Here is a 26,023-nt window from a genome sequence, read left to right as displayed (position 1 = left end):
GCACCGCCCGATCCGTGGAAGAGCTTCCGCGGCGTGCTGGCAGGCACCCTGATTCTGGAAGCCATCGTGGTGCTGCTGGCGCTGCCGGTGGTTTCGCACCTCGGCGGCGGGCTGACCGGGGCCAGCGGCGGCTTCCTGATCGGTGTGGCCGTGGTGCTGGTGGCGCTGACCGCGGTGCAGGGCCGCTCCTGGGCGATCTGGGTCAACGTGGCGATGCAGGTGGTGCTGATCGCCGGCGCCACGATGGACGGCGCGATCGGGTTCGTCGGCGTCATCTTCCTGGTGGTGTGGCTGGTGATCGCATACCTGCGCGCCGAGGTTCTTCGCCGCCAGAGACGCGGGTTGCTGCCGGGCCAGCAGGACCCGCCCGACTAGGCTGACGGCTGTGACTGAGCGCACCCTCGTGTTGATCAAGCCCGACGGCGTCCAGCGGCGCCTGATCGGAGAGATCCTCGGCCGAATCGAAAAGAAGGGCCTGACCATCGCGGCCCTGGAGCTCAAGAACGTCAGCGACGACCTCGCCCGCCGGCATTACGCCGAGCACGAAGACAAGCCGTTCTTCGGGTCGCTGCTGGAGTTCATCACCTCCGGGCCCGTCGTCGCGGCCGTCGTCGAGGGCCCGCGGGCCATCGCGGCGTTCCGCCAGATCGCCGGCGGCACCGATCCCGTCGAGAAGGCCGCACCCGGCACGATCCGTGGCGATATGGCGCTGATCACCCAGGACAACCTGGTGCACGGGTCGGATTCGGCGGAGTCGGCGGCCCGCGAGATCGCCCTCTGGTTCCCCAGCGAACAGGCCAACGCCTGACCTTGGTGTCGGCCCAGCTCGCGCGGCATGGTCGGGCGGGTGGGCGTGATGTGGGATACTGGCCTCGGGTGGCCGACCTCAAACCGGGGCCGGACATCCGAATGAAGACTTAGACGTGCGCGACCATCGCCACGCGCGGAGTCCATTTCCGCTCCTCGTGTGCGCATGCGGCGCAGACCGTCCAGCCATCATTCGCAACAGGCGCCGAGATGGTCCTAACCAGAGGACTGCTCGGGGCGAGACCATAACAAGCTCGGGAGAAGTAATAGCCCGGGTCAATAGCGAAGCCCTCGCGTGGCCGCGACGAACAGGACGCGCCCGGGGGCTAGAGGAGACTACGTGGCCGACAGTGAAAACTCTCCAGCCCCGACCGACGAGCTACCGGATCAGACCCAGACAGTAGAAGACACTCAGCACGAAAAGCTGAGGGTCCATTCGCTGGCGCGGGAATTGGGCACCACGAGCAAGCGGGTGCTCGATGAACTGACCGCTCTCGACGGCCGGCCCCGCACCGCCCAGTCGGTGGTCGAGGAGAACGAGATCGAACGGGTGCGTGCGGCCGTCGCCGACGCCCCCGATCCCGAAGCAGCCCAGGTCGCCGAGGTGCCGCCGCCGGCCGAGGTGGCGCCGCCGGCCGACGTGGCGCCCCCGGACGCCGCAGAGGTGGTGCCCCCGGACGCCGCAGGCGACGAAGGCACCACCGACGACACCGAGGAGCAGCCGGCCCCGGCGCAGGTCCAGCCCCCCGCACCGGACAGCGCCCCCGAACCCGCCGGCTATATGCCGTTGTTCGTCGCGCCGCAGCCGGTCAAGTTCGACGATGCCGACGATGACGACGACGGCGACGACGACAGCGACGACGCCCAGGATTCCGACGATGAGCAGCGCCCATCCGGCAGGCGCAGGCGTCGCGGCCGCCGCGGACGTGGCCGCGGGCGAGGCGAGCAGGGCGGCGAGGACTCCGACACCGACGGCGACACCCAGGGCGACGGGCGAAGCTCGGGGCAGGATTCCGGCACTGACGCCGATGACTCGGACGACTCGGACGACGACAGTGATGACAGCGACGACGAGGGCGGCGGTGAGGCCGGCACCCGTCGGCGCCGGCGCCGACGCCGTCGCCGGTCGAGTTCCGGCGACAACGGGGACTCCGGCTCACCGGACGACCCGCCCAACACCGTCGTGCACGAGCGCGAGCCGCGGCAGTCCGGTAAGGACAAGTCCGCCGGGTCCGACGAGATCCAGGGCATCACCGGCTCGACCCGGCTGGAGGCCAAACGGCAGCGCCGGCGCGACGGCCGCGACGCGGGCCGGCGCCGCCCGCCGATCCTGAGCGAGGCGGAATTCCTGGCCCGGCGCGAGGCCGTCGAGCGGATGATGGTGGTACGCGACAAGGTCCGCACCGAACCGCCGCACGAAGGCGCGCGCTACACCCAGATCGCGGTGCTCGAAGACGGCGTCGTCGTCGAGCACTTCGTCACCTCGGCGGCGCAGACGTCGCTGGTCGGCAACATCTATCTCGGCATCGTGCAGAACGTGCTGCCCTCGATGGAGGCGGCCTTCGTCGACATCGGCCGCGGCCGCAACGGCGTGCTCTACGCCGGCGAGGTCAACTGGGAGGCCGCGGGCCTCGGCGGTCAGAACCGCAAGATCGAACAGGCCCTCAAACCCGGCGACTACGTCGTCGTCCAGGTCAGCAAGGATCCGGTGGGTCACAAGGGCGCCCGGTTGACCACGCAGGTCTCGCTGGCCGGCCGCTACCTGGTCTACGTGCCGGGCGCCTCGTCGACCGGCATCAGCCGCAAGCTGCCCGACACCGAACGCCAGCGGCTCAAGGAGATCCTGCGCGAGGTCGTGCCCGCCGATGCGGGCGTGATCATCCGCACCGCCTCCGAGGGCGTCAAGGAAGAAGACATTCGCACCGACGTCGACCGGCTGCAGAAGCGGTGGCAGGAGATCGAGGCCAAGGCGGCCGAGATCACCGAGAAGAAGGCCGGTGCGGCGGTCGCGCTCTACGAAGAGCCCGACGTGCTGGTCAAGGTCATCCGCGACCTGTTCAACGAGGACTTCACCGGGCTGACGGTGTCCGGCGACGACGCCTGGAACACCATCAACGACTACGTGAGCGCGGTTGCGCCCGAACTGCTTCCACGGATGACGAAGTACGAGCCCGCGTCCCCCGACGGCCCCGACGTGTTCGCCGTGCACCGCATCGACGAGCAACTCGCCAAGGCGATGGACCGCAAGGTGTGGCTGCCGTCCGGTGGCACGCTGGTGATCGACCGCACCGAGGCGATGACCGTCGTCGACGTGAACACCGGCAAGTTCACCGGCTCCGGCGGCAACCTGGAACAGACCGTCACCCGCAACAACCTCGAGGCCGCCGAGGAGATCGTGCGCCAGCTGCGGCTGCGCGATATCGGCGGCATCGTCGTCATCGACTTCATCGACATGGTGTTGGAGTCCAACCGCGACCTCGTGCTGCGCAGGCTGACCGAGGCGTTGGCCCGGGACCGCACCCGCCACCAGGTCTCGGAGGTGACCTCGCTCGGGCTGGTTCAGCTGACGCGTAAGCGCCTCGGCACCGGACTGATCGAGGCGTTCTCCACGCCGTGCCCGCACTGCGCGGGCCGCGGGATCGTGCTGCACGGCGACCCCGTCGATTCCACGGCGTCGAACGGACGTAAGGACGGCGGCAGCCGCCGCGGTAAGCGCGGTAAGCGGGGCGGTAAGACCGACGACGTGCCGGTCGCGAAGGTGCCCGCCCATCCTGCGGGCGAACATCCGATGTTCAAGGCGATGGCGGCCGCCAGCGACCGCCAGGACGGCGACGACGAAGACCTCGCCGACGAGCCCGGCGAGAAGGACGAGACGAAGGCCGAGGAGGTCGCCGAGGTCGACTCCGACGCCATTCGGACCGGCGTCGCCGATGCCGTCGACGACGACCTCGAGGACGATTTCGAATCCGACGAGGATTCCGATGAGGACTCCGACGAGGACGAGATCGAACTGGACGACGACGAGGAAGACCTGGACGACGACATCGAGGTCCTCAACGGCGACTCCGACGACTCCGAAGACTCTGACGAGGACGAGGACTCCGACGACGAGGACGAGGATTCCGACGATGACGGCTACGGGCCGCCGCCGGTGACCCGGCCGGCTGGGCGGCACCGCCGCCGCGCCGCGGTGCGGCCCGCGGGACCGCCCATCCAGGGCGGGTGAGCGGCGATGAGCCGTGACCTGCGGTGATTTGACCGTCCCGCTGCGGCTCAAGTAGCCTTGAGCAGTTGTCGCCAGGCCCCGCCGGCGACAGTCGGACACCCAGACACGCGCGGTCGCGGTTGCGCGCTGTCAAGAAGCGACGTAGGAGACAGAGCAACGATGGCGACGTACGCAATCGTCAAGACCGGCGGCAAGCAGTACAAGGTCGCCGTCGGAGACGTGGTCAAGGTGGAGAAGCTCGATTCTGAGCCCGGCGCCAAGGTCACGCTGCCCGTCGCCCTGGTCGTCGACGGCGCGAAGGTCACCAGCGACGCCAAGGCGCTGGAGAAGGTCGCGGTCACCGGCGAGATCCTCGAGCACATCAAGGGCCCCAAGATCCGCATCCACAAGTTCAAGAACAAGACCGGCTATCACAAGCGGCAGGGGCACCGTCAGCCGTTGACGGTCCTCAAGGTCACCGGCATCAAGTAGAGGCGAACAGATGGCACACAAGAAGGGCGCTTCCAGCTCACGCAACGGTCGCGACTCCGCAGCCCAGCGGCTCGGCGTCAAGCGTTTCGGCGGCCAGATCGTCAAGGCCGGCGAGATTCTGGTGCGCCAGCGCGGTACGCACTTCCACCCCGGTGTCAACGTCGGGCGCGGCGGCGATGACACGCTGTTCGCCACGGCGCCCGGCGCCGTCGAGTTCGGCATGAAGCGCGGCCGCAAGACCGTCAACGTCGTGCGACCGTCCCTGGAGCCGACCGAGGCCGTCGAGGCCTGAGAGGCCTGACTCCCACCGTCGAGATCGACGTTCAGGCGTTAGGCACCCGCACTTTCGCGCCCAAACGTCCGATTCGGCAGGAGAGGAGTTTCGATGCCCCGGTTTGTCGACCGCGTGGTGATACACGCGCGGGCCGGCAGCGGCGGTAATGGCTGCGCCTCGGTGCACCGCGAGAAGTTCAAACCGCTCGGCGGACCCGACGGCGGCAACGGCGGACGCGGCGGCAGCGTCATCCTGGTCGTCGATCCGCAGGTGCACACCCTGCTCGACTTCCATTTCCACCCCCATGTCGTGGCCCCGTCGGGCAAGCAGGGGATGGGCGGCAACCGCGACGGCGCCGCGGGCGCCGATCTGGAAGTGAAGGTCCCCGACGGGACCGTCGTACTCGACGAGCACGGCCGGATGCTGGCCGACCTGGTCGGCGCCGGCACCCGTTTCGTCGCCGCCGCAGGAGGCCGTGGAGGTCTCGGCAACGCCGCGCTCGCGTCGCGCGCCCGCAAAGCGCCCGGTTTCGCGTTGCTCGGCGAGCGCGGCGAGGTCCGCGACCTGACCCTGGAACTCAAGACCGTCGCCGATGTCGGTCTGCTCGGGTTTCCGTCGGCGGGCAAGTCGTCGCTGGTGTCGACGATCTCGGCGGCCAAACCCAAGGTCGCCGACTATCCGTTCACGACGCTGACCCCCAACCTCGGGGTGGTGTCGGCCGGCGAGCACACGTTCACCGTCGCCGACGTCCCCGGTCTGATCCCGGGCGCCTCCGAGGGCCGCGGCCTGGGTCTGGAGTTCCTGCGCCACATCGAGCGATGCGCGGTGCTGGTGCACGTCGTCGACTGCGCGACTTTGGAACCCGACCGCGACCCGGTCTCCGACATCGAGGCGCTGGAGGCCGAACTGGCCGCCTACACCCCGACGCTGCAGGGCGATACGACACTGGGCGACCTGGGGCAGCGGCCACGTGCGGTGGTGCTCAACAAGATCGACGTGCCCGAAGCCCGCGAACTTGCCGAATTCGTCCGCGAGGACATCGCCGACCGGTTCGGCTGGCCGGTGTTCCTGGTCTCGACGGTGACCCGAGAAGGCCTGCGGCCGTTGATCTTCGCGCTGTGGGAAATGGTCTCGACCTATCGCGCCTCGCAACCGGAGGTGGTGGCGCGCCGACCCGTCATCCGTCCGGTACCGGTCGACGAGAGCGGGTTCAGCGTCGAGCCCGACGGGACGGGAGGCTACGTCGTGCGCGGCACGCGACCGCAACGGTGGGTCGCGCAAACGGATTTCACCAACGACGAGGCGGTCGGATACCTCGGTGACCGGTTGGCTCGCCTCGGCGTCGAGGACGAACTGCTGCGCCTGGGCGCCAAACCCGGCTGCGCGGTCACCATCGGCGAAGTCACCTTCGACTGGGAGCCGCAGACCCCCGCCGGCGTCGACGTGGTGCCGTCCGGGCGCGGCACCGACGCCCGCCTGGACCAGACCGATCGCGTGTCGGCCGCCGAGCGCAAGGCCGCCCGCCGCGAGCGTCGCCGCCCGGGCGGGCGGCCCGAAGGCGGCGAGTCGTGAGCCGGCATCGCGAAGCGGTCCGCACTGCGCGCAGCGTCGTCGTCAAGATCGGCACCACCGCGCTGACCACACCGGCCGGGGTGTTCGACGCGAGCAGGCTGGCCACCCTCGCCGAGGCGATCGAGCGCCGGATGAAGGCCGGCTCCGATGTGGTGATCGTATCGTCGGGCGCCATCGCGGCCGGAATCGAACCGCTCAAACTCTCTAAGCGACCCGGCGACCTGGCCACCAAACAGGCCGCCGCCAGCGTCGGGCAGGTCGCGCTGGTCAACGCGTGGAGCGCGGCGTTCGCCCGCTATGACCGGGTGGTCGGTCAGGTGCTGCTGACCGCGCACGACATCTCGATGCGGGTGCAGCACACCAACGCCCAACGCACTCTGGACCGGCTGCGCGCGCTGCACGCGGTCGCGATCGTCAACGAGAACGACACCGTGGCGACCAACGAAATCCGCTTCGGCGACAACGACCGACTCTCGGCGCTGGTGGCCCATCTGGTCGGCGCCGACGCGCTGATCTTGCTCTCCGACATCGACGGTCTCTACGACTCGGACCCCCGAAAAGGCGACGCCCGGTTCATCCCCGAGGTGGACGGACCCGACGATCTCGACGGTGTGGTGGCCGGACGCGGCAGCAGTCTCGGGACCGGGGGAATGGCGTCGAAGCTGTCGTCGGCGTTGCTGGCCGCCGACGCGGGCGTGCCGGTGTTGCTGGCCGCCGCGTCGGATGTCGCCACGGCGTTGTCGGACGCGTCGGTCGGTACGGTGTTCGCGCCGCGCGCCGAGCGGATGTCCGCGCGCAGGTTCTGGGTGCGCTACGCCGCCGAGGTGTCGGGTGCGCTCACCATCGACGACGGGGCGGTGCGCGCGGTGGTGGGCCAGCGGCGCTCGCTGCTCCCGGCGGGCATCATCGCGCTGTCTGGCCGGTTCTACGGCGGCGACGTCGTCGAATTGCGGGCCCCGGATGCGACGACGGTGGCCCGTGGGGTGGTCGCCTACGACCACTCCGAATTGGCCACCATGCTGGGCCGGTCGACGTCGGAGTTACCCGCCGAGATGCGCCGGCCGGCCGTGCACGCCGACGATCTGGTCGCCGTCTAAGCCACGGTTTCGGCGTGTGTGGTCGCGCTGGTCGCAACTGGGCACGCCGAAATCGCTTGCCAGCAGGGTCAGCATCTCGCTGCAGCCGGCGTCGACCTTGACCGTGGCCAGGTCGTCGCCACGGGTGGGGCCGCGGTTGACGATCGCGACGGGTATACCGGCCGCCGCGGCGTGCCGGACGAACCGGTAGCCGGAGTAGACCGTCAAGCTCGAGCCGGCAACCAGCAGCGCCTCGGTCGAGTCGACTAGTGAATATGCTTGGTTGACACGGTCTTTGGGGACATTCTCGCCGAAGTAGACGATGTCGGGTTTGAGCATGCCGCCGCAGGGCGGGCAGTCGACGACCCGGAACGAGGCGGTGTCGTCGACGACCGCGTCGGCGTCGGGGGCGACCGCGATGCCGCCGAGGCTCTGCGCGCGTTCGACGAAGCCCGGGTTGGCCGCCTCCAACAGGTCGGCCAGCGCCGCCCGCGACATGGTGTGTCCGCAGTCCAGGCAGATCACCCGCGCATAGGTGCCGTGCAAGTCGATCACGTCGGTGCTGCCCGCTTTGGTGTGCAGCAGGTCGACGTTCTGGGTGATCACCCCGGCCACCACGCCGCAGCGCTGCAGGGCCGCCACGGCGCGGTGGCCGGCGTTGGGCATCGTCGCGTCCATGTGCCGCCAGCCCAGGTGGTTGCGCGCCCAGTACCGCTGCCGGAACGCCTGGTCCGAGGTGAACTGGCGGATCGTCATCGGATTGCTCGGCGGTGAGTCCGGGCCGCGGTAGTCGGGGATTCCGGAATCGGTGGAGATCCCGGCGCCGGTGAGCACCGCGACGCGGCGGTCACGCAGCAGCGCGACGAGCTCGGGGGCATCCACGCCGTCCAGGGTAAGCGGGCGTCGGCTCACCGTATGCGGCCGCAGCTGGGGCCACACCTAGGCCGAGATCGACGTTCTGGCGCCATCTACTCGCTCTTCCTCGCCCAAACGTCCGTTTGGGCGAGACGGTAGGGGGGCTCAGCGGAGGCAGTCGGCCGCGGGGGTGATCTCGGCGCGCATATTGCTGCTCATCATTGTCAGCGCCGCATCGCTGAGCTCGGCGTCGATGTGGGCCACCGCGTCCGGCGGCACCACCACCGGGAAATGACGCACATAGGCGTCCAGCGCGGTATAGAGGATGCACTGCTCGGTCACCTGACCCGTCAGCACCAGCCGCTCCGGGCGCAGCTGACCCAGCAGGTACTCCAGCGAGGTGGAGAAGAACGCGCTGTGGCGCACCTTGGTCAGCACCCGGCATCCGCTCTGGGGCACGATCGGTTTCACCAAGTCGGGGCGCTCACCGTCGAGGGCAGCCTTGACGATGTCGCTGAACTGGGCCGTGAAATCGCCGTAGTTGTCGTTGACGTAGATGACGTCGACGTCGTCGCGTTCGCGCGCCTCGGCGACCAGGCCCGCCAGCGGGTCGATGATCTCGCCGACGTGCGGCGCCAGCTTCTCGGCATCCTCGTGGCGGTAGGTGTTGAGCATGTCGACGACCAGCAGGGCTACCTGACTCATGGGCAAGTGCATACCCCAATCGGGTTTCGGGCAACAATGAAGCATGGATTTCTACTCGGCGTACCGGCATGGCTTTGCGCGCGTCGCCGCCTGCACGCATCACACCGCCCTGGCCGACCCGCATTCGAATGCGGATTCGGTGCTGGGGTTGGCGCGTGCCTGCCACGACGACGGTGTCGCGCTCGCGGTGTTTCCGGAGCTGACGCTGTCGGGGTATTCGATCGAGGACATCGTGATGCAGGACGCGTTGCTCGACGCCGTGGAGGACGCGTTGCTCGACGTCGTCGCGGCGTCGGCGCAGTTGACGCCTGTCCTGGTGGTCGGTGCGCCGCTGCGCTATCAGCACCGGATCTACAACACCGCCGTGGTGATCCACCGCGGCACCGTTCTCGGGGTGGTGCCCAAGTCCTATCTGCCCACCTACCGCGAGTTCTACGAGCGGCGTCAGTTCGCCGCGGGTGACCTGGTGCGCGGCTTCATCCGGATGGGCGACACCGACGTGCCGTTCGGTCCCGATCTGCTGTTCGCCGCGACCGACCTGGCCGGCTTCGTCCTGCACGTCGAGATCTGCGAGGACATGTTCGTGCCCGTACCGCCGAGCGCGCAGGCGGCGTTGGCGGGGGCGACGGTGCTGGCCAACCTCTCCGGCAGCCCCATCACGATCGGACGCGCCGAAGACCGTTGCCTGCTGGCCCGATCGGCTTCGGCGCGGTGTCTGGCCGCCTACGTCTACGCCGCGGCAGGGGAGGGCGAGTCCACCACCGATCTCGCCTGGGACGGCCAGACGATGATCTGGGAGAACGGGCTGTGCCTCGCGCAGTCCGAGCGGTTCCCGAAGGGTGAACGCCGGTCGGTGGCCGACGTCGACCTCGAACTGCTGCGTTCCGAGCGGTTGCGGATGGGCACCTTCGACGACAACCGCATCCACCACGGGCTGACCGCGGAGTCGTTCCGCCGTATCGAGTTTCGGCTCGACCCGCCGACCCGCGACATCGGGCTGCGCCGCGAGGTGGAGCGCTTCCCGTTCGTGCCCGCCGACCCGTCACGGCTGGAACAGGACTGCTACGAGGCCTACAGCATCCAGGTGGCCGGCCTCGAGCAACGGCTGCGCGCGCTGGACTATCCGAAGGTGGTGCTGGGGCTGTCCGGGGGACTGGACTCCACGCACGCGCTGATCGTCGCCGCCCACGCGATGGACCGAGAAGGCCGGCCGCGCAGCGATATTCTGGCGTTCACGCTGCCCGGGTTTGCGACCGGCGAACGCACCAAGGGCAACGCCATCCGCCTCGCGGAGGCGCTCGGGGTCACGTTCGAGGAGATCGACATCAAGGACACCGCGCAATTGATGCTCACCGAGATGGGGCATCCGTTTGCCCGCGGCGAGAAGGTCTACGACGTCACCTTCGAGAACGTGCAGGCCGGGCTGCGCACCGACTACCTGTTCCGGCTGGCCAACCAGCGCGGCGGAATCGTGCTGGGCACCGGCGACCTGTCCGAATTGGCGTTGGGCTGGTCGACCTACGGGGTGGGCGACCAGATGTCGCACTACAACGTCAACGCCGGGGTGCCCAAGACGTTGATCCAGCACCTGATCCGCTGGGTGGTGTCCTCACACCGGTTCGACGACGCGGTCAACGAGGTGCTGATGTCGGTGCTCGACACCGAGATCACCCCTGAACTGGTTCCGACAGGGGAGGATGAGGAGATCCAGAGCAGCGAGGCCAAGGTGGGTCCGTATGTGCTGCAGGACTTCTCGCTTTTCCAGGTGCTGCGATACGGATTCCGGCCGTCGAAGGTGGCCTTCCTGGCCTGGCATGCGTGGAGTGATCCGGACCGCGGCGGCTGGCCTGCGGGTTACCCCGAGAACAAGCGTCCGGCGTACTCGCTGAAAGAGATTCGCCACTGGCTGCGGGTGTTCGCGCAGCGGTACTACTCGTTCTCGCAGTTCAAACGCTCGGCACTGCCGAACGGCCCCAAGGTGTCCCATGGCGGGTCGTTGTCACCACGGGGCGACTGGCGCGCACCCTCGGACATGTCCGCGCGGGTCTGGCTCGACGAGATCGACCGCGAGATACCCGAGGTCTAGCGGTTCGAACCCGGCCGCCGGATCACGCCGGCGCTGACCGCGCCCACGGCCGCCCCGGCCAACGCTCCGACGGTCGCCCACCACCACTGATCGGTCACGGCGGCCACGCACACTCCGATGATCAGTCCGATGATCAGCGGCATCCACAGCCAGTTGGCATTTCGCGTGCTGTTCGTCTGCTTGGGTGCCATCTGATCCACGCTAGCGCGGCAGACGGCGTCTCCCCACCCCGGGAACGAAACGTCCCACCTCAGCGAGGTATTCGCGATATGACTCGCCGTGGACGTCGAGCAGATAGGGCTCCTCGACCACGCGGACCTGAAGTTCGATGGTGAGTATCAGCAGCGCCACCCCGACGACGGCGACCACGTTGGGCGTCACCATCGCAAGCCCGATACCGAACGTCAGCATCGCGGTGAAGATCGGATTGCGCACCCAGCCGAAGACTCCCGTGCGCACCAACGTGGTCACCTCGCTGTCGTCGACGCCGATGCGCCACGAGTCACCCATGTGCAGTTGGGCATAGACGGTGGCGCCGATGCCGATGACCGCGACGACGATGCCGGCGACATGCAGCCATTCCTGGGCGAGCACGGCGAACGGTGCCACCGCGCCGGCCAACTGCAGGATCGGGGCGAACACGGCCAAGGCCATCGCGACGACGAATCCGATGCCGGCGCACCATTCGAGTGATCCGGGTCGGCCGCTGAGCCCGCGAAATCCCGTCGACCCGGTGCGACGGTGCTGAATCCAACTGCGCCAACCGAACCCGAGAGCGGCGTAGCAGGCGAACAGGACGAGCGCGACGACGGCCATGGCCGGCATCAGCAGCAGGCGTCGGCGTCGGCGGCCGGGCAGCAGGCCGGGTCGACATCGAGCACCAGCCCCACCAGGTCGTCGAGCGCGTGGGCGATTCGCGCGTCGGCCAGGTCGTATCGGCTCCGCCTGCCCTCGGGCTGGACCACCACCAGCCCGCATCCGCGCAGACACGCCAGGTGATTGGACAGGATCTGGCGCGACACCCCGATCTTGTCGGCCAGTTCGGACGGGTAGCCCGGGCCGTCGCGCAGCATCAGCAGGATCTCGGCGCGCGTCGGGTCCGACAACGCGCAGCCGAACCGCGACAGGGCATCGCTGTGGGTGACCGTCTGCATAGCGCCGATAGTACAGCAGAATCTGTACTGATTTCGGCGTGCGCAGTCGCGCCCAACGCGACCAACCACGCCGAAATCACACGTCAGAGGCGGCCGTCGACGCGTAGCTCGGGGTGCACCCAGTCCGGTGAGCGCCGCTCCTTGAACGCCATGAAGCCCTCGATGGACTCGGGTGCGCCCAGGCTGGCCTGCATACCGATGCGGTCGTAGAGACCGAGGTAGTTGTCCAGGCTGGACTTCACGACGGATCGCGCCGCGGGCGCGGTGCGGCAACACTGCGCGAGCACCTCGCGGGCCGTCTCGGTCAACTCGTCGTGCGGCACCACCCGGGCCACCATGCCCCAGTCCTGCGCTTCCTCGGCGGTCAGCGTGCGCCCGGTGAACATCAGGTCGCGGGTGCGCACCGGCCCGATCAGCCGGGCCAGCATCTGGCTGTAGTAGGTGTCGGCGATCCCGCGATACAACTCGGGCACGCGGAACGTGGCCCGGTCACTGACCACGGCCATGTCGGCGCACAGCGCGATCTGCAACCCACCGCCCTGGCACAACCCGTTCACCGCCGCCACCACGGGTTTGGTGGACTGGCGCAGCGTGTCGAACGGCAACGCGTCCATCCCCAGCGCAGAGCCGAAGCTCATCCAGTCGTCGGCGCCGCCGCCACCCAGATCGCCGCCGGGTGCGAAGACGTCACCGGTGCCGGTGATCAGCAGCCCGGCCAGGTCGGGATCGTTCTCGACATGCTTGACCGCGTACTTGATGCCGAAGTACATCGCCCCCGTCATCGCGTTGCGGGCTTCCGGCCGGTCGAGTCGGCACACCCCGAAAGCGCCCTCGCGGGTGAACTTCAAAAACGGCGTGCCCAGCCAGTCGCCGTCGGGCGGACGCGGTGCGCTTTTGTGCTCTGCGGTTGTCATAGATGTCCCTCGATCGCCTTCCTGTGTGACACGACATCGTCGATGGCCTCGGCGTACGGGGCGCAGTCGCCGGCCCCGGGCACCAACGTCGAAAGGGCGCCGGCCGCGCACGCGCGCCGCAGCGCGTCCTCGTGGCCGTCTCGCCACCCGGCGGCCAGCACGCCCGCGAACACGTCGCCGGCCCCGGTGGTGTCGACGGCGTCCACCACCGGTGCGCGCACGTCGAACCGCTCATCGTCGCCGAGGTAGCTGGCGCCGCGACGACCCCGGGTGATCACCAGGTGTGGGACCGGCCAGTGCCACTCGCGGGCCTCGGCCTCGTTGACCACGACGACGTCGGCCAGTTCGGCCAGGGCCAGCAGGTCGTGCGGTTTGGCGCCGGTCGGCGAGGCGTTGACGACGATGACCGCGCCGGCGGTTCGCGCGGTCCGCGCCGCGGCGATGGCGGTGGCGACGGGGATCTCCAGTTGCAGCAGCATCACGTCGCATCCGGCGACGACCGCCGACACCTCGGGGGAGTCCACGCTCAGGTGGGCGTTGGCTCCCGGCGCCACCGCGATGGTGTTCTCCGCCGAGGAGTCGACCGTGATCACGGCCGTGCCGCTGGGGCCGGGCAGGTTGACCACACCGTCGAGTCCGACGTCGTTGGCGCGCAGGTGGGCCCGCAGCTGGTCGGCGGCCGAATCGGTGCCCAGCGCGGCGACCAGGCTCACCCGGGCGCCCGCACGCGCCGCGGCCACCGCCTGGTTGCCGCCCTTGCCGCCGGGAGCCGTCGACAGCGACGACGCCAGCACGGTCTGGCCCGGACGCGGCAGGGCATCCACGGTGAAGGTGAGGTCCAGGTTCACGCTGCCCACCACGCAGACCCGCGCCGCCATAGTCGTCCAACCTAGTCCGCCCGACGGCCTGACGTGTGGCTAGCAGCGCAGAGACGTTCGATACGCTGGACAGATGAGTGTGCAAGCCCCGTCGCTTCCCGGCCTGCGAGAGCAGGTGCACGACGCCGCGCGCCGGGCCCGCGTCGCGTCGCGCGCACTGGCCACGCTGAGCACCGAAACCAAGAACCGCGCCCTCAACGCCGCGGCGGACGCGGTGCTGGCCAACGTGGACCAGATCCTGGCGGCGAACCAACGCGATGTCGACGCCGCCCGTGAAGGTGGCACCCCCGAGGCCATGCTGGATCGGCTGGCCCTCAACCCGCAGCGTGTCGACGGCATCGCCTCCGGTCTGCGGCAGGTCGCGGGCCTGCCCGACCCGGTGGGTGAGGTACTGCGCGGGCGCACCCTGCCCAACGGTCTGCAACTGCGCCAGCAGCGGGTCCCCCTCGGCGTGGTCGGCATCGTCTACGAAGGTCGGCCCAACGTCACCGTGGACGCGTTCGGGCTGACGTTGAAGTCGGGCAACGCCGTGTTGCTGCGCGGCAGTTCGTCTGCGGCCCAGTCGAACGAGGCGCTGGTGACGACGCTGCGGGCGGCACTGGTCGCCGAGGGTCTCGACGCCGACGCCGTGCAATTGCTGCCCAGCGAAGACCGCGCGAGCGTGACCCACCTGATCCAGGCCCGCGGTCTGGTCGACGTGGTGATCCCGCGCGGCGGTGCGGGGCTGATCGACGCGGTGGTCCGGGACGCGATGGTGCCGACCATCGAGACCGGCGTCGGCAATTGCCATGTGTACGTACATGAGTCGGCCGACCTCGACGTGGCCGAACGTATCGTGCTCAACGCCAAGACGCGGCGGCCCAGCGTCTGCAACGCCGCCGAGTCGCTGTTGATCGACTCCGCGATCGCCGACCGGGCGTTGCCCCGGCTCACCACGGCGTTGCAGCGGGCCGGGGTCGCCGTGCACGAGAACCCGTCCGACGAGCAATTGCACGCCGAATTTCTGTCGATGGACATCGCCGTCGCGGTGGTCGACGGGATCGACGCGGCGATCGCGCACATCAACGAGTTCGGCACCGGACACACCGAAGCCATCGTCACGACCGATCTCGCTGCGGCGCAACGATTCACCGAGCGAGTCGACGCCGCGGCGGTGATGGTGAACGCCTCGACGGCATTCACCGACGGCGAACAATTCGGCTTCGGCGCCGAGATCGGCATCTCGACACAGAAGTTGCATGCCCGTGGCCCGATGGGGCTGTCCGAACTGACGTCAACCAAGTGGATCGTGTGGGGAGACGGGCAGACCCGTCCGGCATGATCAGAAACCAAGGAGATTCCCTGTGAGCGTCCCCGCACGCCCGGCGCCGATGTTCGCCGACATCGACGATGTCTCGCGTCGGCTGTCCGAAACCGGCTACCTGCCCGACACCGCCACCGCGACAGCGGTATTCCTGGCCGATCGGCTGGGTAAACCGTTGCTGGTGGAGGGCCCCGCCGGCGTCGGCAAGACCGAACTGGCCCGCGCCGTCGCCCAGGCGACCGGTTCGGAACTGGTGCGACTGCAGTGCTACGAGGGTGTCGACGAGGCGCGTGCGCTCTACGAGTGGAACCACGCCAAGCAGATCCTGCGGATCCAGGCCGGTCATGGCGACTGGGACCAGACCAAGATGGACGTGTTCAGCGAGGAGTTCCTGCTGACCCGTCCGCTGCTGACCGCGATCCGCCGCACGGAGCCGACGGTCCTGCTGGTCGACGAGACCGACAAGGCCGACATCGAGATCGAGGGTCTACTGCTGGAGGTGCTCTCCGATTTCGCCGTGACGGTGCCGGAGTTGGGCACGATCACCGCCGAGCGCGCACCGTTCGTCGTCCTGACGTCCAACGCCACCCGCGAGCTGTCCGAGGCGCTCAAACGCCGGTGTCTGTTCCTGCACATCGACTTTCCCGATGCCGACCTCGAGCGTCGCATCCTGTTGTCGCGGGTGCCGGAGCTACCCGCTCATCTCGCCGACGAGTTGGTGCGCATCATCGGCGTCCTGCGCGGCATGCAACTCAAGAAGCTGCCGTCGGTGGCCGAGACCATCGACTGGGCCCGCACGGTGCTGGCGCTGGGCATGGACACCATCGACGACGCGACGATCGCGGCCACCCTGGGTGTGGTGCTCAAGCATCAGTCCGACCAGGTCAAGGCCAGCGGCGAACTGCATCTGAACTAGGAGAGCAGCCATGGCCGTCCGTCGCACCCGCCCGCCGCAGCCGCTTGCACCGCACGGCATCCCCGGCCATTTGGTCGAGTTCGTCGAGGCGCTGCGCAAGCAGGGCATCGCGGTGGGCCCGTCGGAGACCGTCGACGCCGGCCGGGTGATGTCGGTGCTGGGCCTCGACAACCGCGAGGTGCTGCGGGAAGGCCTGGCCTGCGCGGTGGTGCGCCGCCCCGACCACCGCGAGACCTACGACGCGATGTTCGACCTGTGGTTCCCCGCGGCGCTGGGCGCCAAGACGGTGCTGGCCGACGACGAATCGGACGACCCGCCGGAGGGGCTGCCGCCCGAGGACGTCGAGGCGATGCGCGCGGCGCTGCTGGACCTGTTGGCCGACAACGAGGATCTGGCCAACTTAGACGAACGCATGGCGGCGATGATCGCCCAGATCGTCGAGGCCTACGGTCGTTACAACTCCAGCCGCGGTCCGTCGTACTCGTCGTATCAGGCGCTCAAGGCCATGAACCTCGACGACCTCGAGGGCAGGCTGCTGGCCGGGCTGCTGGTGCCCTACGGCGACGATCCCACTCCCACCCAGGAGCAGATCGCCAAAGCGATGGCCGCGCAACGCATCACGCAGCTGCGCAGGATGGTGGAGGCGGAGACCAAGCGGCGCACCGCCGAACAGCTGGGCCGCGAGCACGTGCAGATGTACGGCGTGCCGCAGTTGGCCGAGAACGTCGAGTTCCTGCGCGCCTCCGGTGATCAGCTGCGCCAGATGCGCCGGGTGGTGGCGCCGCTGGCGCGGACCCTGGCGACGCGGCTGGCCGCGCGGCGACGCCGGGCGCGTGCGGGCCAGATCGACCTGCGCAAGACGCTACGCAAGTCGATGTCCACCGGCGGCGTGCCGATCGACGTGGTGCTCAAGAAGCCGCACCCGGCGCGGCCCGAGCTGGTGGTGCTGTGCGACGTGTCCGGTTCGGTGGCCGGCTTCAGCCACTTCACACTGATGCTGGTGCACGCGCTGCGCCAGCAGTTCAGCCGCGTTCGCGTCTTCGCGTTCATCGACACCACCGACGAGGTCACCGAGCTGTTCGGGCCGGACGCCGACCTGGCGGTCGCGGTGCAGCGGATCACCAGGGAGGCGGGGGTCTACACCCGCGACGGGCACTCCGACTACGGCCACGCGTTCGTGTCGTTCATGGACAAGTGGCCCAACGTGCTGTCGCCGCGCAGCTCGCTGCTGGTGCTGGGCGACGGGCGCAACAACTACCGCAATCCCGAGATCGACCTGCTGGCGCGCATGGTCCGCTCCAGCAGGCATGCGCATTGGCTCAACCCCGAACCGCGGCACCTGTGGGGCAGCGGCGACTCGGCGGTGCCGCGCTACGAGGACATCATCACCATGCACGAATGCCGGTCGGCCAAGCAGTTGGCCGCGGTCATCGACCAGCTGCTGCCGGTCTGACGTCCCGTCCTCTTCCCGCCCCTTCCGGCCGAAACGGACACACGGGCGAAAAAAAGCGGGCAAATCGCGCCCAAACGTCCATTTCGGCGGGGCGCGGCGCGGCGGACGCACTCCCGTAAGCTGGCTATTCGTGCGATCGCGACGCAGGCTGGGTGTGATGGGTGGGACGTTCGACCCCATCCACAACGGCCATCTCGTCGCGGCCAGCGAGGTGGCGGATCTTTTCGAACTCGACGAGGTGGTGTTCGTTCCTACCGGGCAGCCGTGGCAGAAGCCCCACCGCGTCGTCACCCCCGCTGAAGACCGCTATCTGATGACTGTCATCGCCACCGCGTCCAACCCCCGGTTCAGCGTCAGCCGCGTCGACATCGACCGCGGCGGGCCCACCTACACCAAGGACACGCTGAGCGATCTGAGCGCGCTCAACCCCGACACCGAGTTGTACTTCATCACCGGCGCCGATGCGTTGGCGTCGATCCTGTCCTGGCAGAACTGGGAGGAGATGTTCGCCATCGCGAAGTTCGTGGGCGTCAGCAGGCCGGGCTACGAGTTGGACGGCAAGCACATCGCCGCCGCGGCCAAACAACTGCCGAAGGACGCGCTCACTCTCGTCGAGGTGCCCGCGCTGGCGATCTCGTCGACCGACTGCCGTGAGCGCGCCGAACAGCATCGGCCGATCTGGTATCTGGTGCCCGACGGCGTGGTGCAGTATGTGGCCAAGCGCAAACTTTATGCCGCACAACCGATGACGACTCCGGGAAAGCACCTATGAGCGCCTCTGACGAAGCCGTTGAGATGGCGACCGTGGCCGCGCGGGCCGCGGCGTCCAAGCTGGCCGACGACGTCGTGGTGATCGACGTGTCGGGACAGCTGGTGATCACCGACTGCTTCGTCATCGCGTCCGCGTCCAACGAGCGGCAGGTCAACGCGATCGTCGACGAGGTGGAGGAGAAGATGCGACTGGCGGGCTACAAGCCGGCCCGCCGCGAGGGGGCCCGCGAGGGGCGCTGGACGCTGCTCGATTACGTCGACATCGTCGTGCACATCCAGCACCAGGACGAGCGCGAGTTCTACGCGCTGGACCGGCTGTGGCGCGACTGCCCGGTGCTGCCGGTGGAATTGGACGGGCAGTCATGAGGATCCGTCGGCTGGTAATGCTTCGGCACGGGCAGACCGAGTACAACGCGGGCAGCAGGATGCAGGGCCAACTGGACACCGACCTGTCCGAGCTGGGCCGCGAACAGGCCGTGGTCGCGGCCGAGGTGCTGGCCAAGCGTCAGCCGCTGATGATCGTGTCCTCAGATCTGCGCCGTTCGCTGGACACCGCGGTGGCACTCGGCGAGCGCGCCGGGATGCCGGTGCAGGTCGACGCGAGGCTGCGCGAGACCCACCTCGGTGAGTGGCAGGGCCTGACCCATCTGGAGGTCGACGCCGCCGCCCCCGGCGCCCGGCTGACGTGGCGCGACGACGCGCGATGGGCGCCGCCGGGCGGGGAGAGCCGGGTCGACGTCGCCGAGCGCAGCCTGCCGCTGGTGTCCGAGCTCGTCGCCGGCCAGGGCGAATGGGGACGTGACGAACCGGACCGGCCGGTGGTGCTGGTCGCGCACGGCGGGCTGATCGCGGCGCTGACCGCCGCCCTGCTGGGGCTGCCGGTGGACAGCTGGCCAGCCCTCGGCGGGATGGGCAACTGCAGTTGGGTGCAGCTGTCCGGCCACGGCCGGGAGCTTGCCGCCGAGCAGATCCGTTGGCGGCTCGACGTGTGGAACGCCTCGGCTCAGGTCGCCAGCGATGTCCTCTGAGCAACAGCGCCAGACACTTCTGGTGTTCGCCGATTCGTTGTCCTACTACGGGCCCACCGGCGGTCTGCCCGCAGATGACCCCCGCATCTGGCCCAATATCGTTGCTCGTCAGCTGGATTGGGATGTGGAACTCATCGGCCGGATCGGCTGGACCTGCCGCGACGTGTGGTGGGCGGCGACGCAGGATCCACGCGCGTGGGCGGCCCTGCCGCGGGCGGGTGCGGTGATCTTCGCGACCAGCGGCATGGACTCGTTGCCCTCGCCGCTGCCCACCGCGTTGCGCGAACTGATCCGCTATGTCCGCCCGTCACGGATTCGGCGTTGGGTGCGCGACGGCTACGGTTGGCTGCAGCCTCGGCTGTCCCCGGTGTCGCGCGCCGCGCTGCCCCCTCATGTGAGCGTCGAATATCTCGAAATGACCAGGGGCGCGATTGATTTCAACCGGCCCGGTATTCCGGTGGTGGCCTGCCTGCCGTCGGTGCACATCGCCGACACCTATGGTCGGGCCCATCACGGTCGTGAACCCACGGTCCGGGCGATCACCGAATGGGCGCGCCGGCACGACGTGCCGCTGGTCGACCTGAAGGCGGCGGTGGGGGAGCACGTGATGGCCGGCAAGGGCAATCCCGACGGCATCCACTGGAACTTCGAGGCCCACCAGGCCGTTGCGGACCTGATGCTCAAGGCGCTCGCCGAGGCCGGCATCTCATGCCCGTAGTCGTGGTGACCGACACGTCGTCGAGGCTGCCACCGGAGGACTCGAAGCAGTGGGACATCCGGCAGGTGCCGCTGCACGTTCTCGTCGACCTGATCGATCTGCGTGACGGGGTCGACGAGGTGCCCTACGACGTCCACGAACTACCACGCGCCAGCACCGCCGGTGCCACGCCCGCGGAGTTGGCCGAGACGTACCGGCAGGCGCTGCACGACAGCGGCGGCGAGGGGGTGGTCGCGGTTCATCTGTCGGCTGCGCTGTCGAGTTCCTACAGTTCGGCGGTGCAGGCCGCGCGCGAGTTCGGCTCGTTGGTGCGGGTTGTCAACTCCCGGTCGGCCGCGATGGGCGTCGGGTTCATCGCACTGACCGCCGCACAAGCCGCCGCCTCGGGTGCCGACCTGGATGCCGTTGAGGCCGTGGCGCGTTCAGCGGTGCCGCGCACGCACGCCTTCATCGTGGTCGACCGCCTCGACAACCTGCGGCGAAGCGGCCGGATCGGCACCGCGGCGTCCTGGCTCGGCACCGCGCTGGCGCTCAAGCCGCTGTTGTGCCTCGACGTCGACGGGCGCCTGGTGCTGGACCAGCGGATCCGGACCGTCTCCAAGGCGCACGCGGCGATGGTCGACCGCGTCGCGGACATCGTCGGCGACCGACGCGCGTCGATCGCGGTGCACCACGTCGACAACCACGACGCCGCAGACCGGCTCGGGGCGGCGTTGACCGGCCGGTTGCCCCAGCTCGAGACGCTCACCGTCACCGATATGGGGCCGGTGCTGTCGATCCATGTCGGCGCGGGCGCGGTCGGGGTGGCCGTGCAGACGGCCGAGTAGCTTCGGTAAGTTTTCACGAACGGTTGACAGCGGCTTACCGTTAGTGAATTCTTACCGATGTGCCTGCATCCGCAGCCCTGGACGCGCTGGGGGACAAGACCCGCAGATTGATCCTGGAGAAGCTGGCCGGTGGACCCGCGGCGGTCGGGGTGCTTGCCGAACAACTGCCGATCTCGCGTCCTGCGGTGTCACAGCATCTGCGGGTGCTCAAGGACGCCGGGCTGGTGGTGGAATCGGTGGCGGGCACGCGGCGGATCTACCGCGTCGATCAGGCCGGGCTGGTGGCCGTGCGGGACTATCTGGACCGCTTCTGGGAGACCACGCTCGACAATTTCGCGTTGTTGGCGTCCGCCGAGGCCGAGACGCAGGGAAAGGAGTCCCAATGACCCCAGACTCGGGAGCCGAAGTCGAGGTGGTCCGATCCATCACGGTGCCGTTGACCCAGGCGAAGACGTTCGAGCTGTTCACCTCGCGGATGTCGGAGTTCTGGCCGCCGGAACACTCGATCGGAGCGGCACCGTTCGAGGCGGTGGTGCTCGAACCGCGGGTCGGCGGTCGCTGGTACGAACGCGCCCGGGACGGGGCGCAGACCGACTGGGGGCGCGTCGGCGCGTGGGAGCCGACCTCGCGCGTCGTGCTGATCTGGCAGATCACCGGGCAGTGGAAGTTCGATCCCGACTTCGAGACCGAGGTCGAGGTGAGATTCCTCGAGACAGACCCCGGCCGCACGACAATCGATCTGCACCACCGGCACCTGCAGCGCTTCGGCGAGATGGCCGAGCAGATGCGCGCCGCGTTCGACTCGCCCGGCGGCTGGATCGACACCCTCAACCGGTGTGCCCGGCTGGCGGAGTCGCAGTGACGCCGACGGACGCGATGGCGCTGGCCCGCGCCGAGCGCGAGGAGTTCGTCGCGCTGCTGGAGACGTTGACACCGCAGCAGTGGCAGTGCCCGTCGTTGTGCCCGGGGTGGAGCGTGCGCGACGTGGTCGCTCACGTCATCGGATACGACCCGTTGAGCCGCCCCCGGCTGGCGTGGTGGATGGCCAGGGGTCTGGTCACCCGCGGCGGCGGCAACGCGTTCGAAGTGGCCCAATATCGTGGTGCGTCAACCGAAGAACTGACCGCGCTGATGCGGCGCTACGTCGTGCCGCAGGGGGTGACGGCGGGTATGGGTGGCCGCATCGCCCTCACCGACGGCATGATCCACCAGCAGGACATTCGCCGACCGTTGGGAATTCCACGCGCGATCGCCGCCGAACCATTGCGCATCGCACTGGAATTCACCAGGTACGCACCCCGCCTGCTCGGTGCCATGCGTACCCGGGGGGTGCGGATGGTCGCCACCGACCTGGACTGGAGCCACGGCAAGGGCGCCGAGGTGCGTGGCAGCGGCGAGGCGGTGCTGATGGCGATGGCGGGCCGCGCGGCCGCGCTCGACGACCTGGATGGCCCGGGCAAAGCCAAACTGGCGCAACACCTCTGAGTGTCTACACCGCGGCGCGGCCGGTGACCGGCGGCAGGTCCTTGAGCGTGACGATGCCCGGCTTGGCCGCGACGACCGCGGGCACCGCGTTGGTGACCGGCATCGCGGTGTAGATCATGCCCAGCCCCATGAAGCCCGGTTCGGTCCAGTCCTGCGGGGTCAGGCAGTGCAGCACCGTGCGCATGTTGGGCCGGCCGAACACCTGGATGACGTGGCCGTGGGCCAGCGGTTTGGGCGGGGTGACGTGGGTGCCCATGGTCCAGTTGAACCCGACGCTGACGACGTTGCGGTCGCCGACCCAGCCGCGGTGATAGCCGTGCACGCCGGCGACGGTGCCCTCGGGGATCCGCATGAAACCCAGATCGGAGTCACCGGTGGCCGCCGTGAACGTCACGTCGAACGTCATTTTGTCCAGCGTGGCGCCGATCGCGTCGGCCATCATCGCCGCCGACTCGGCGAACACCTCGCTTTCGCGCCGCACACTGTCGGCCAGACCCGGCGTGTCGGGATCCTGGGAGAAGCCCATCGCGGTCTGGGTGCCCGCCGACTCGTAGGTCGAGCAGTCCACCGACTCGGTGATGCGGATCTCGTCGACCCGTTCGCAGCAGCCGGACAGCACCATGCCGACCATGTTGGTCACCCCCGGATGCGCGCCGCTGCCGAAGATCGTGGAATTGCCCTTCTCGCAGGCTTTCCGGATGCGATCGAGATCCTCGGGCGACTGCTTGCCGCCGGTGATCCACGCCGCGCTCGAGCACACGTTGACACCGGCCGACAGCAACCGGACCAACTCGTCGATGTTCGGCCACAACGGGTTGTAGCAGCAGGCGTCGGGCTCGCGCGCGATCAACTCGTCGATGTCGGCGGTGGCCGCCACACCGGTGGGCTCGGGCCAGCCCGCAAGCTCCGCGGCGTCGACACCGACCTTGTCCGCGCCGTGGGCGTACACGCCGACCAGTTCCATGTCGTCCCGGCCGAGGATCGCGTGCAGCGATCGGCGCCCGATGTTGCCGGTGGTCCACTGGATGACGCGAAGAGGTCGGGCGTGGCTCATCTGCAGGAGGCTACATGTGTGAGCCGCCGTCGACGCGCACCTCGGTGCCGGTGACGAACGACGCATCGGTGCTGCCCAGCATCGCGACCACCGCCGCCACCGCCTCGGGTCTGGCGAACATCGCCCCGTCGGCCAGCGGAAGTGCCGGCATCGCCTTGCCGAACAACGTGTAGTCCACGTCGGCGGGCAGACCCGGTCCGACGCTCTGTTTGGACTCACCGGTGCCGTCGGTCATCCCCGACGAGATCGAGCCGGGCTGAACCGAGTTGAACCGGATGCCGTCCTTGGCGAACTCGAGGGCCAGCGCGTGCGTCATCGCCTGGATGCCGCCCTTGGACGCCGCGTAGGCCGACATGTAGGGGTGGGCGAACGCCGCGGAGGTGGAACTGAAGTTCACCACCGCGGGACCGTTGCCGGCGCGCAACGCCGGGATGGCTTCGCGGGTCACCAGGAACGTACCGACGAGGTTGACCCGCAGCACGTGTTCGAAATCGGCGAGCGAGGTGTCCAGAAAGTGCGCCGAGCGCAGGATCCCGGCCACGTTGACCAGGGTGTCCAGCCCACCCAGGATTCGGATCGCCTCGGCGACGCCCTCTTTCACCGATGCCTCGCTGCCGATGTCCATCACCAGCGTGGAGAGCCGGTCGCCGTGCGGTTCGGCCTTGGCGACGGTGTCCTTCAATCCGGACTCGCTGACGTCGGCCGCGACGACGAGGCCGCCTTCGTCGAGGATCCGCAGCGCCGTGGCCTGCCCGATGCCCGACCCTGCGCCGGTGATCAGGACCCGTCGGTTGGTGTATCGCGCAAGAGTTGCCATGGCCAGATGATCCACTGTGGGCGACCGGGTGTCAGCCGGATGTCGCTATCGGGGCGCGCGAGGCCATGTCCAGCGCGGCGAAATGACTGAACAGCAGCGACGCGCCGATCGGGTTTCCGCCGCCGGGGTAAGCGGTGCCGCTGACGGCGGCCATCGTGTTGCCGGCCGCGTACAGCCCGGGGATCGGGTGCCCGGCCGCGTCGAGCACCCGGGCGCGGGTATCGGTGCGCAGGCCGCCCTTGGTGCCGAGGTCGGACAGTCCGAACGCGGCGGCATGAAACGGTGGTGTGACGATCGGCACCAGCGGCGGCTTGCCGTCGGAGAACGCGCGGTCGTAGGCCTCGTCGCCGCGGCCGAAGTCGTCGTCGCGGCCACGGGCCACCATGTCGTTGAACCGCCGCACCGTGGCGACCAGGTTGTCGGCGGGCACCCCGATGAGCGCCGCGAGCGCCTCGAGCGTGTCGGCGGTGTGCCACAGCCCCGCCTCGCGGTAGCGGGCGGTCTCGACCATCGACACGTTGGGCGCCTTGACCGGCGGCACCTCACCCTGCCCGTCGTCGTAGACCATCCAGCACGGCAGTCTCAGTGCACCGTCGTCGATCTGACGGATCATGTCGCGGCCCAACCGGTCGTAGGGCGCGGACTCGTTGACAAACCGGTTGCCGTGCTCGTTGACGAAGATGCCGCCGGTGAACCACAGCGCGAACGCCGACCGGCCGTCGGGGTGGGTCAGGCCCGGGGACCACCACGCCTGATCCATCAGGTCGGTGGCCGCCCCAACCGCGATGGCGGCCAGGTGCGCGACCCCGGTGTTGCCCGGTGCGCCCATGGTGTCCTGCACGCGGCCCGGCACCCGGTAGGACCGACGCATCTGGTGATTGTGTTCGAACCCGCCGGCCGCCAGCAGCACGCCGCGGCGCGCTCCGATCGCCAGTCGTGCACCGTCACGGACCACGACGGCGCCCACGACCGCGTCGTCGCGGGTGATCAGTTCCACCAGCGGGCAGTTCAGCCGCAATTCGACACCCGGCAGCGGGCGCAGCGCGGCCAGAAAGCGCCCGATCAACGCTCGGCCACCGATCAGGTACTCCGGCGGTGAGGCGCCCAGGCGCTCGGTGTCCAGCGGCCCGCGCACAAGATCGGCCAGCCCGGGCAGGTCGGCGGCGGGCAGCGGCTTGGGCACGATGTGGCGCAAACCGTCGACCCGGGCGCCGGGAGCGGAGCCGAAGTAGTCCGGCCACGGCAGCACGGCGAACTTGAAATGCTCGTCTGCCTCCAGGTATCGGATCAGTTCCGCGCCGCCTCGGACATAGGCCTGCTGCAACTCGCGGGGGGTTCGGTCGCCCACCACCGCGTGGAAGTACCGCAGCGCCTCGTCGACGGTGTCGTCGCTGCCCGCGCGCCGCAGCACCGGGTTGCAGGGAAACCACATCCCGCCACCACCGGAATAGGCCGTCGTGCCACCGAACTTGTCGGTCGCCTCGGCGACCATCACCGAAAGCCCCTGCCGCGCCGCGGTATAGGCACCGGCGAGGCCGCCACCCGAGCCGGCGACCACCACGTCGACCACGTGGTCGAAATCGCTCACAACGCCTCCTGAGGGTCGGGACATCGTCGGCGCCGCCGGTGCCGA

The 26,023-nt window shown here is 69.1% G+C and carries 29 protein-coding genes; 19 read left to right on the top strand and 10 right to left on the bottom strand.

All coding sequences use genetic code 11. The features are described 5' to 3' along the window. The 7 genes from ABQE89_RS22910 to proB form a co-directional block, all read left to right on the top strand. The coding region (locus tag ABQE89_RS22910; protein ID WP_448420925.1) for a DUF4233 domain-containing protein at positions 1-375 on the top strand (375 nt) is incomplete at its 5' end. Between the two features lie 10 nt (positions 376-385). Next, complete coding sequence (gene ndk, locus ABQE89_RS22905; protein ID WP_448420923.1) at positions 386-808, top strand: nucleoside-diphosphate kinase; 423 nt, start codon at positions 386-388, stop codon at positions 806-808. Positions 809-1,147: 339 nt separating this feature from the next. Further along, positions 1,148-4,033, top strand: a complete 2,886-nt coding sequence (locus ABQE89_RS22900; protein ID WP_448420921.1) for a ribonuclease E — start codon at positions 1,148-1,150, stop codon at positions 4,031-4,033. Between the two features lie 159 nt (positions 4,034-4,192). Further along, positions 4,193-4,504 (top strand): 50S ribosomal protein L21, encoded by a 312-nt coding sequence (gene rplU, locus ABQE89_RS22895; protein WP_448420919.1) that lies wholly within the window; start codon positions 4,193-4,195, stop codon positions 4,502-4,504. Between the two features lie 10 nt (positions 4,505-4,514). Further along, complete coding sequence (gene rpmA / locus ABQE89_RS22890; RefSeq protein WP_448420917.1) at positions 4,515-4,796, top strand: 50S ribosomal protein L27; 282 nt, start codon at positions 4,515-4,517, stop codon at positions 4,794-4,796. A 93-nt stretch (positions 4,797-4,889) separates the two neighbouring features. Continuing rightward, positions 4,890-6,350 (top strand): GTPase ObgE, encoded by a 1,461-nt coding sequence (obgE, locus tag ABQE89_RS22885; protein WP_448420915.1) that lies wholly within the window; start codon positions 4,890-4,892, stop codon positions 6,348-6,350. Then, a complete protein-coding gene (proB, locus tag ABQE89_RS22880; RefSeq protein WP_448420913.1) occupies positions 6,347-7,447 on the top strand; it encodes a glutamate 5-kinase in 1,101 nt (366 codons plus the stop codon). The genes obgE and proB overlap by 4 nt, the downstream gene beginning before the upstream one ends. Here proB and ABQE89_RS22875 read toward each other — a convergent pair. Further along, complete coding sequence (locus ABQE89_RS22875) at positions 7,391-8,308, bottom strand: NAD-dependent protein deacetylase (protein WP_448420911.1); 918 nt, start codon at positions 8,306-8,308, stop codon at positions 7,391-7,393. The two genes, proB and ABQE89_RS22875, sit on opposite strands and share 57 nt — an antisense overlap. Before the next feature lie 138 nt (positions 8,309-8,446). Next, a complete protein-coding gene (locus tag ABQE89_RS22870) occupies positions 8,447-8,986 on the bottom strand; it encodes a cysteine hydrolase family protein (RefSeq protein ID WP_448420909.1) in 540 nt (179 codons plus the stop codon). A gap of 43 nt (positions 8,987-9,029) precedes the next feature. Here ABQE89_RS22870 and ABQE89_RS22865 point away from each other — a divergent pair, with 43 nt between their 5' ends. After that, a complete protein-coding gene (locus tag ABQE89_RS22865) occupies positions 9,030-11,072 on the top strand; it encodes an NAD(+) synthase (protein WP_448420907.1) in 2,043 nt (680 codons plus the stop codon). Here ABQE89_RS22865 and ABQE89_RS22860 read toward each other — a convergent pair. From ABQE89_RS22860 to ABQE89_RS22840, 5 genes are all read right to left on the bottom strand, one after another. Further along, positions 11,069-11,263, bottom strand: coding sequence for a hypothetical protein (locus ABQE89_RS22860; RefSeq protein ID WP_448420905.1), 195 nt, complete (start codon positions 11,261-11,263; stop codon positions 11,069-11,071). The genes ABQE89_RS22865 and ABQE89_RS22860 overlap by 4 nt on opposite strands. A gap of 10 nt (positions 11,264-11,273) precedes the next feature. Continuing rightward, positions 11,274-11,888 carry a methyltransferase family protein gene (locus tag ABQE89_RS22855; RefSeq protein WP_448420903.1) on the bottom strand — a complete coding sequence of 205 codons (615 nt, stop codon included), beginning with the start codon at positions 11,886-11,888 and terminating at the stop codon, positions 11,274-11,276. Between the two features lie 8 nt (positions 11,889-11,896). Beyond that, entirely contained in the window at positions 11,897-12,226 is a 330-nt protein-coding gene (locus ABQE89_RS22850; protein ID WP_448420901.1) for an ArsR/SmtB family transcription factor, read from the bottom strand. Positions 12,227-12,309: 83 nt separating this feature from the next. Continuing rightward, positions 12,310-13,140 (bottom strand): enoyl-CoA hydratase/isomerase family protein, encoded by an 831-nt coding sequence (locus ABQE89_RS22845; protein ID WP_448420899.1) that lies wholly within the window; start codon positions 13,138-13,140, stop codon positions 12,310-12,312. Further along, on the bottom strand, positions 13,137-14,018 hold the full coding sequence (locus ABQE89_RS22840) for a ribokinase (protein WP_448420897.1): 882 nt from the start codon (positions 14,016-14,018) through the stop codon (positions 13,137-13,139). The genes ABQE89_RS22845 and ABQE89_RS22840 overlap by 4 nt, the downstream gene beginning before the upstream one ends. Positions 14,019-14,091: 73 nt before the next feature. Here ABQE89_RS22840 and ABQE89_RS22835 point away from each other — a divergent pair, with 73 nt between their 5' ends. The 11 genes from ABQE89_RS22835 to ABQE89_RS22785 all read left to right on the top strand — a co-directional run bounded on the left by ABQE89_RS22835 (position 14,092) and on the right by ABQE89_RS22785 (position 22,519). After that, positions 14,092-15,339, top strand: a complete 1,248-nt coding sequence (locus ABQE89_RS22835) for a glutamate-5-semialdehyde dehydrogenase (RefSeq protein WP_448420895.1) — start codon at positions 14,092-14,094, stop codon at positions 15,337-15,339. A 22-nt stretch (positions 15,340-15,361) separates the two neighbouring features. Next, complete coding sequence (locus ABQE89_RS22830; protein WP_448420893.1) at positions 15,362-16,237, top strand: AAA family ATPase; 876 nt, start codon at positions 15,362-15,364, stop codon at positions 16,235-16,237. A 10-nt stretch (positions 16,238-16,247) separates the two neighbouring features. Continuing rightward, complete coding sequence (locus ABQE89_RS22825) at positions 16,248-17,690, top strand: vWA domain-containing protein (RefSeq protein ID WP_448420891.1); 1,443 nt, start codon at positions 16,248-16,250, stop codon at positions 17,688-17,690. A gap of 130 nt (positions 17,691-17,820) precedes the next feature. Further along, entirely contained in the window at positions 17,821-18,462 is a 642-nt protein-coding gene (gene nadD / locus ABQE89_RS22820) for a nicotinate-nucleotide adenylyltransferase (protein WP_448420889.1), read from the top strand. Further along, positions 18,459-18,827, top strand: coding sequence for a ribosome silencing factor (rsfS, locus tag ABQE89_RS22815; RefSeq protein WP_448420887.1), 369 nt, complete (start codon positions 18,459-18,461; stop codon positions 18,825-18,827). Before nadD ends, rsfS begins: the two co-directional genes overlap by 4 nt. Continuing rightward, the gene (gene gpgP / locus ABQE89_RS22810; protein WP_448420885.1) at positions 18,824-19,489 is read left to right on the top strand and encodes a glucosyl-3-phosphoglycerate phosphatase; all 666 of its coding nucleotides are present in this window, start codon (positions 18,824-18,826) and stop codon (positions 19,487-19,489) included. Before rsfS ends, gpgP begins: the two co-directional genes overlap by 4 nt. Continuing rightward, positions 19,479-20,207, top strand: a complete 729-nt coding sequence (gene octT / locus ABQE89_RS22805; RefSeq protein ID WP_448420883.1) for a diglucosylglycerate octanoyltransferase — start codon at positions 19,479-19,481, stop codon at positions 20,205-20,207. Before gpgP ends, octT begins: the two co-directional genes overlap by 11 nt. Next, the gene (locus tag ABQE89_RS22800; RefSeq protein WP_448420881.1) at positions 20,198-21,034 is read left to right on the top strand and encodes a DegV family protein; all 837 of its coding nucleotides are present in this window, start codon (positions 20,198-20,200) and stop codon (positions 21,032-21,034) included. Before octT ends, ABQE89_RS22800 begins: the two co-directional genes overlap by 10 nt. A 59-nt stretch (positions 21,035-21,093) precedes the next feature. After that, complete coding sequence (locus tag ABQE89_RS22795) at positions 21,094-21,420, top strand: ArsR/SmtB family transcription factor (protein ID WP_448420879.1); 327 nt, start codon at positions 21,094-21,096, stop codon at positions 21,418-21,420. Continuing rightward, positions 21,417-21,896 carry an SRPBCC family protein gene (locus ABQE89_RS22790; RefSeq protein ID WP_448420877.1) on the top strand — a complete coding sequence of 160 codons (480 nt, stop codon included), beginning with the start codon at positions 21,417-21,419 and terminating at the stop codon, positions 21,894-21,896. Before ABQE89_RS22795 ends, ABQE89_RS22790 begins: the two co-directional genes overlap by 4 nt. Before the next feature lie 14 nt (positions 21,897-21,910). Then, positions 21,911-22,519: a maleylpyruvate isomerase family mycothiol-dependent enzyme gene (locus ABQE89_RS22785; RefSeq protein ID WP_448420937.1), complete on the top strand. Its 609-nt coding sequence runs from the start codon at positions 21,911-21,913 to the stop codon at positions 22,517-22,519. A gap of 4 nt (positions 22,520-22,523) precedes the next feature. Here the strand turns inward: ABQE89_RS22785 and ABQE89_RS22780 are convergent, their stop codons facing one another. From ABQE89_RS22780 to ABQE89_RS22770, 3 genes are read right to left on the bottom strand one after another with little or no spacing between them, the layout of a single operon-like run. Beyond that, entirely contained in the window at positions 22,524-23,573 is a 1,050-nt protein-coding gene (locus ABQE89_RS22780) for an NAD(P)H-dependent amine dehydrogenase family protein (RefSeq protein WP_448420875.1), read from the bottom strand. A gap of 10 nt (positions 23,574-23,583) precedes the next feature. Continuing rightward, complete coding sequence (locus tag ABQE89_RS22775) at positions 23,584-24,390, bottom strand: SDR family NAD(P)-dependent oxidoreductase (RefSeq protein ID WP_448420872.1); 807 nt, start codon at positions 24,388-24,390, stop codon at positions 23,584-23,586. Between the two features lie 31 nt (positions 24,391-24,421). Further along, complete coding sequence (locus ABQE89_RS22770; RefSeq protein ID WP_448420870.1) at positions 24,422-25,978, bottom strand: FAD-binding protein; 1,557 nt, start codon at positions 25,976-25,978, stop codon at positions 24,422-24,424. Positions 25,979-26,023 lie beyond the last annotated feature (45 nt).

It is taken from the genome of Mycolicibacterium sp. XJ1819 (assembly GCF_053483675.1).
Note: the sequence above shows the minus strand (reverse complement) of the source record. Positions and strands in the feature narration are given on the sequence as shown.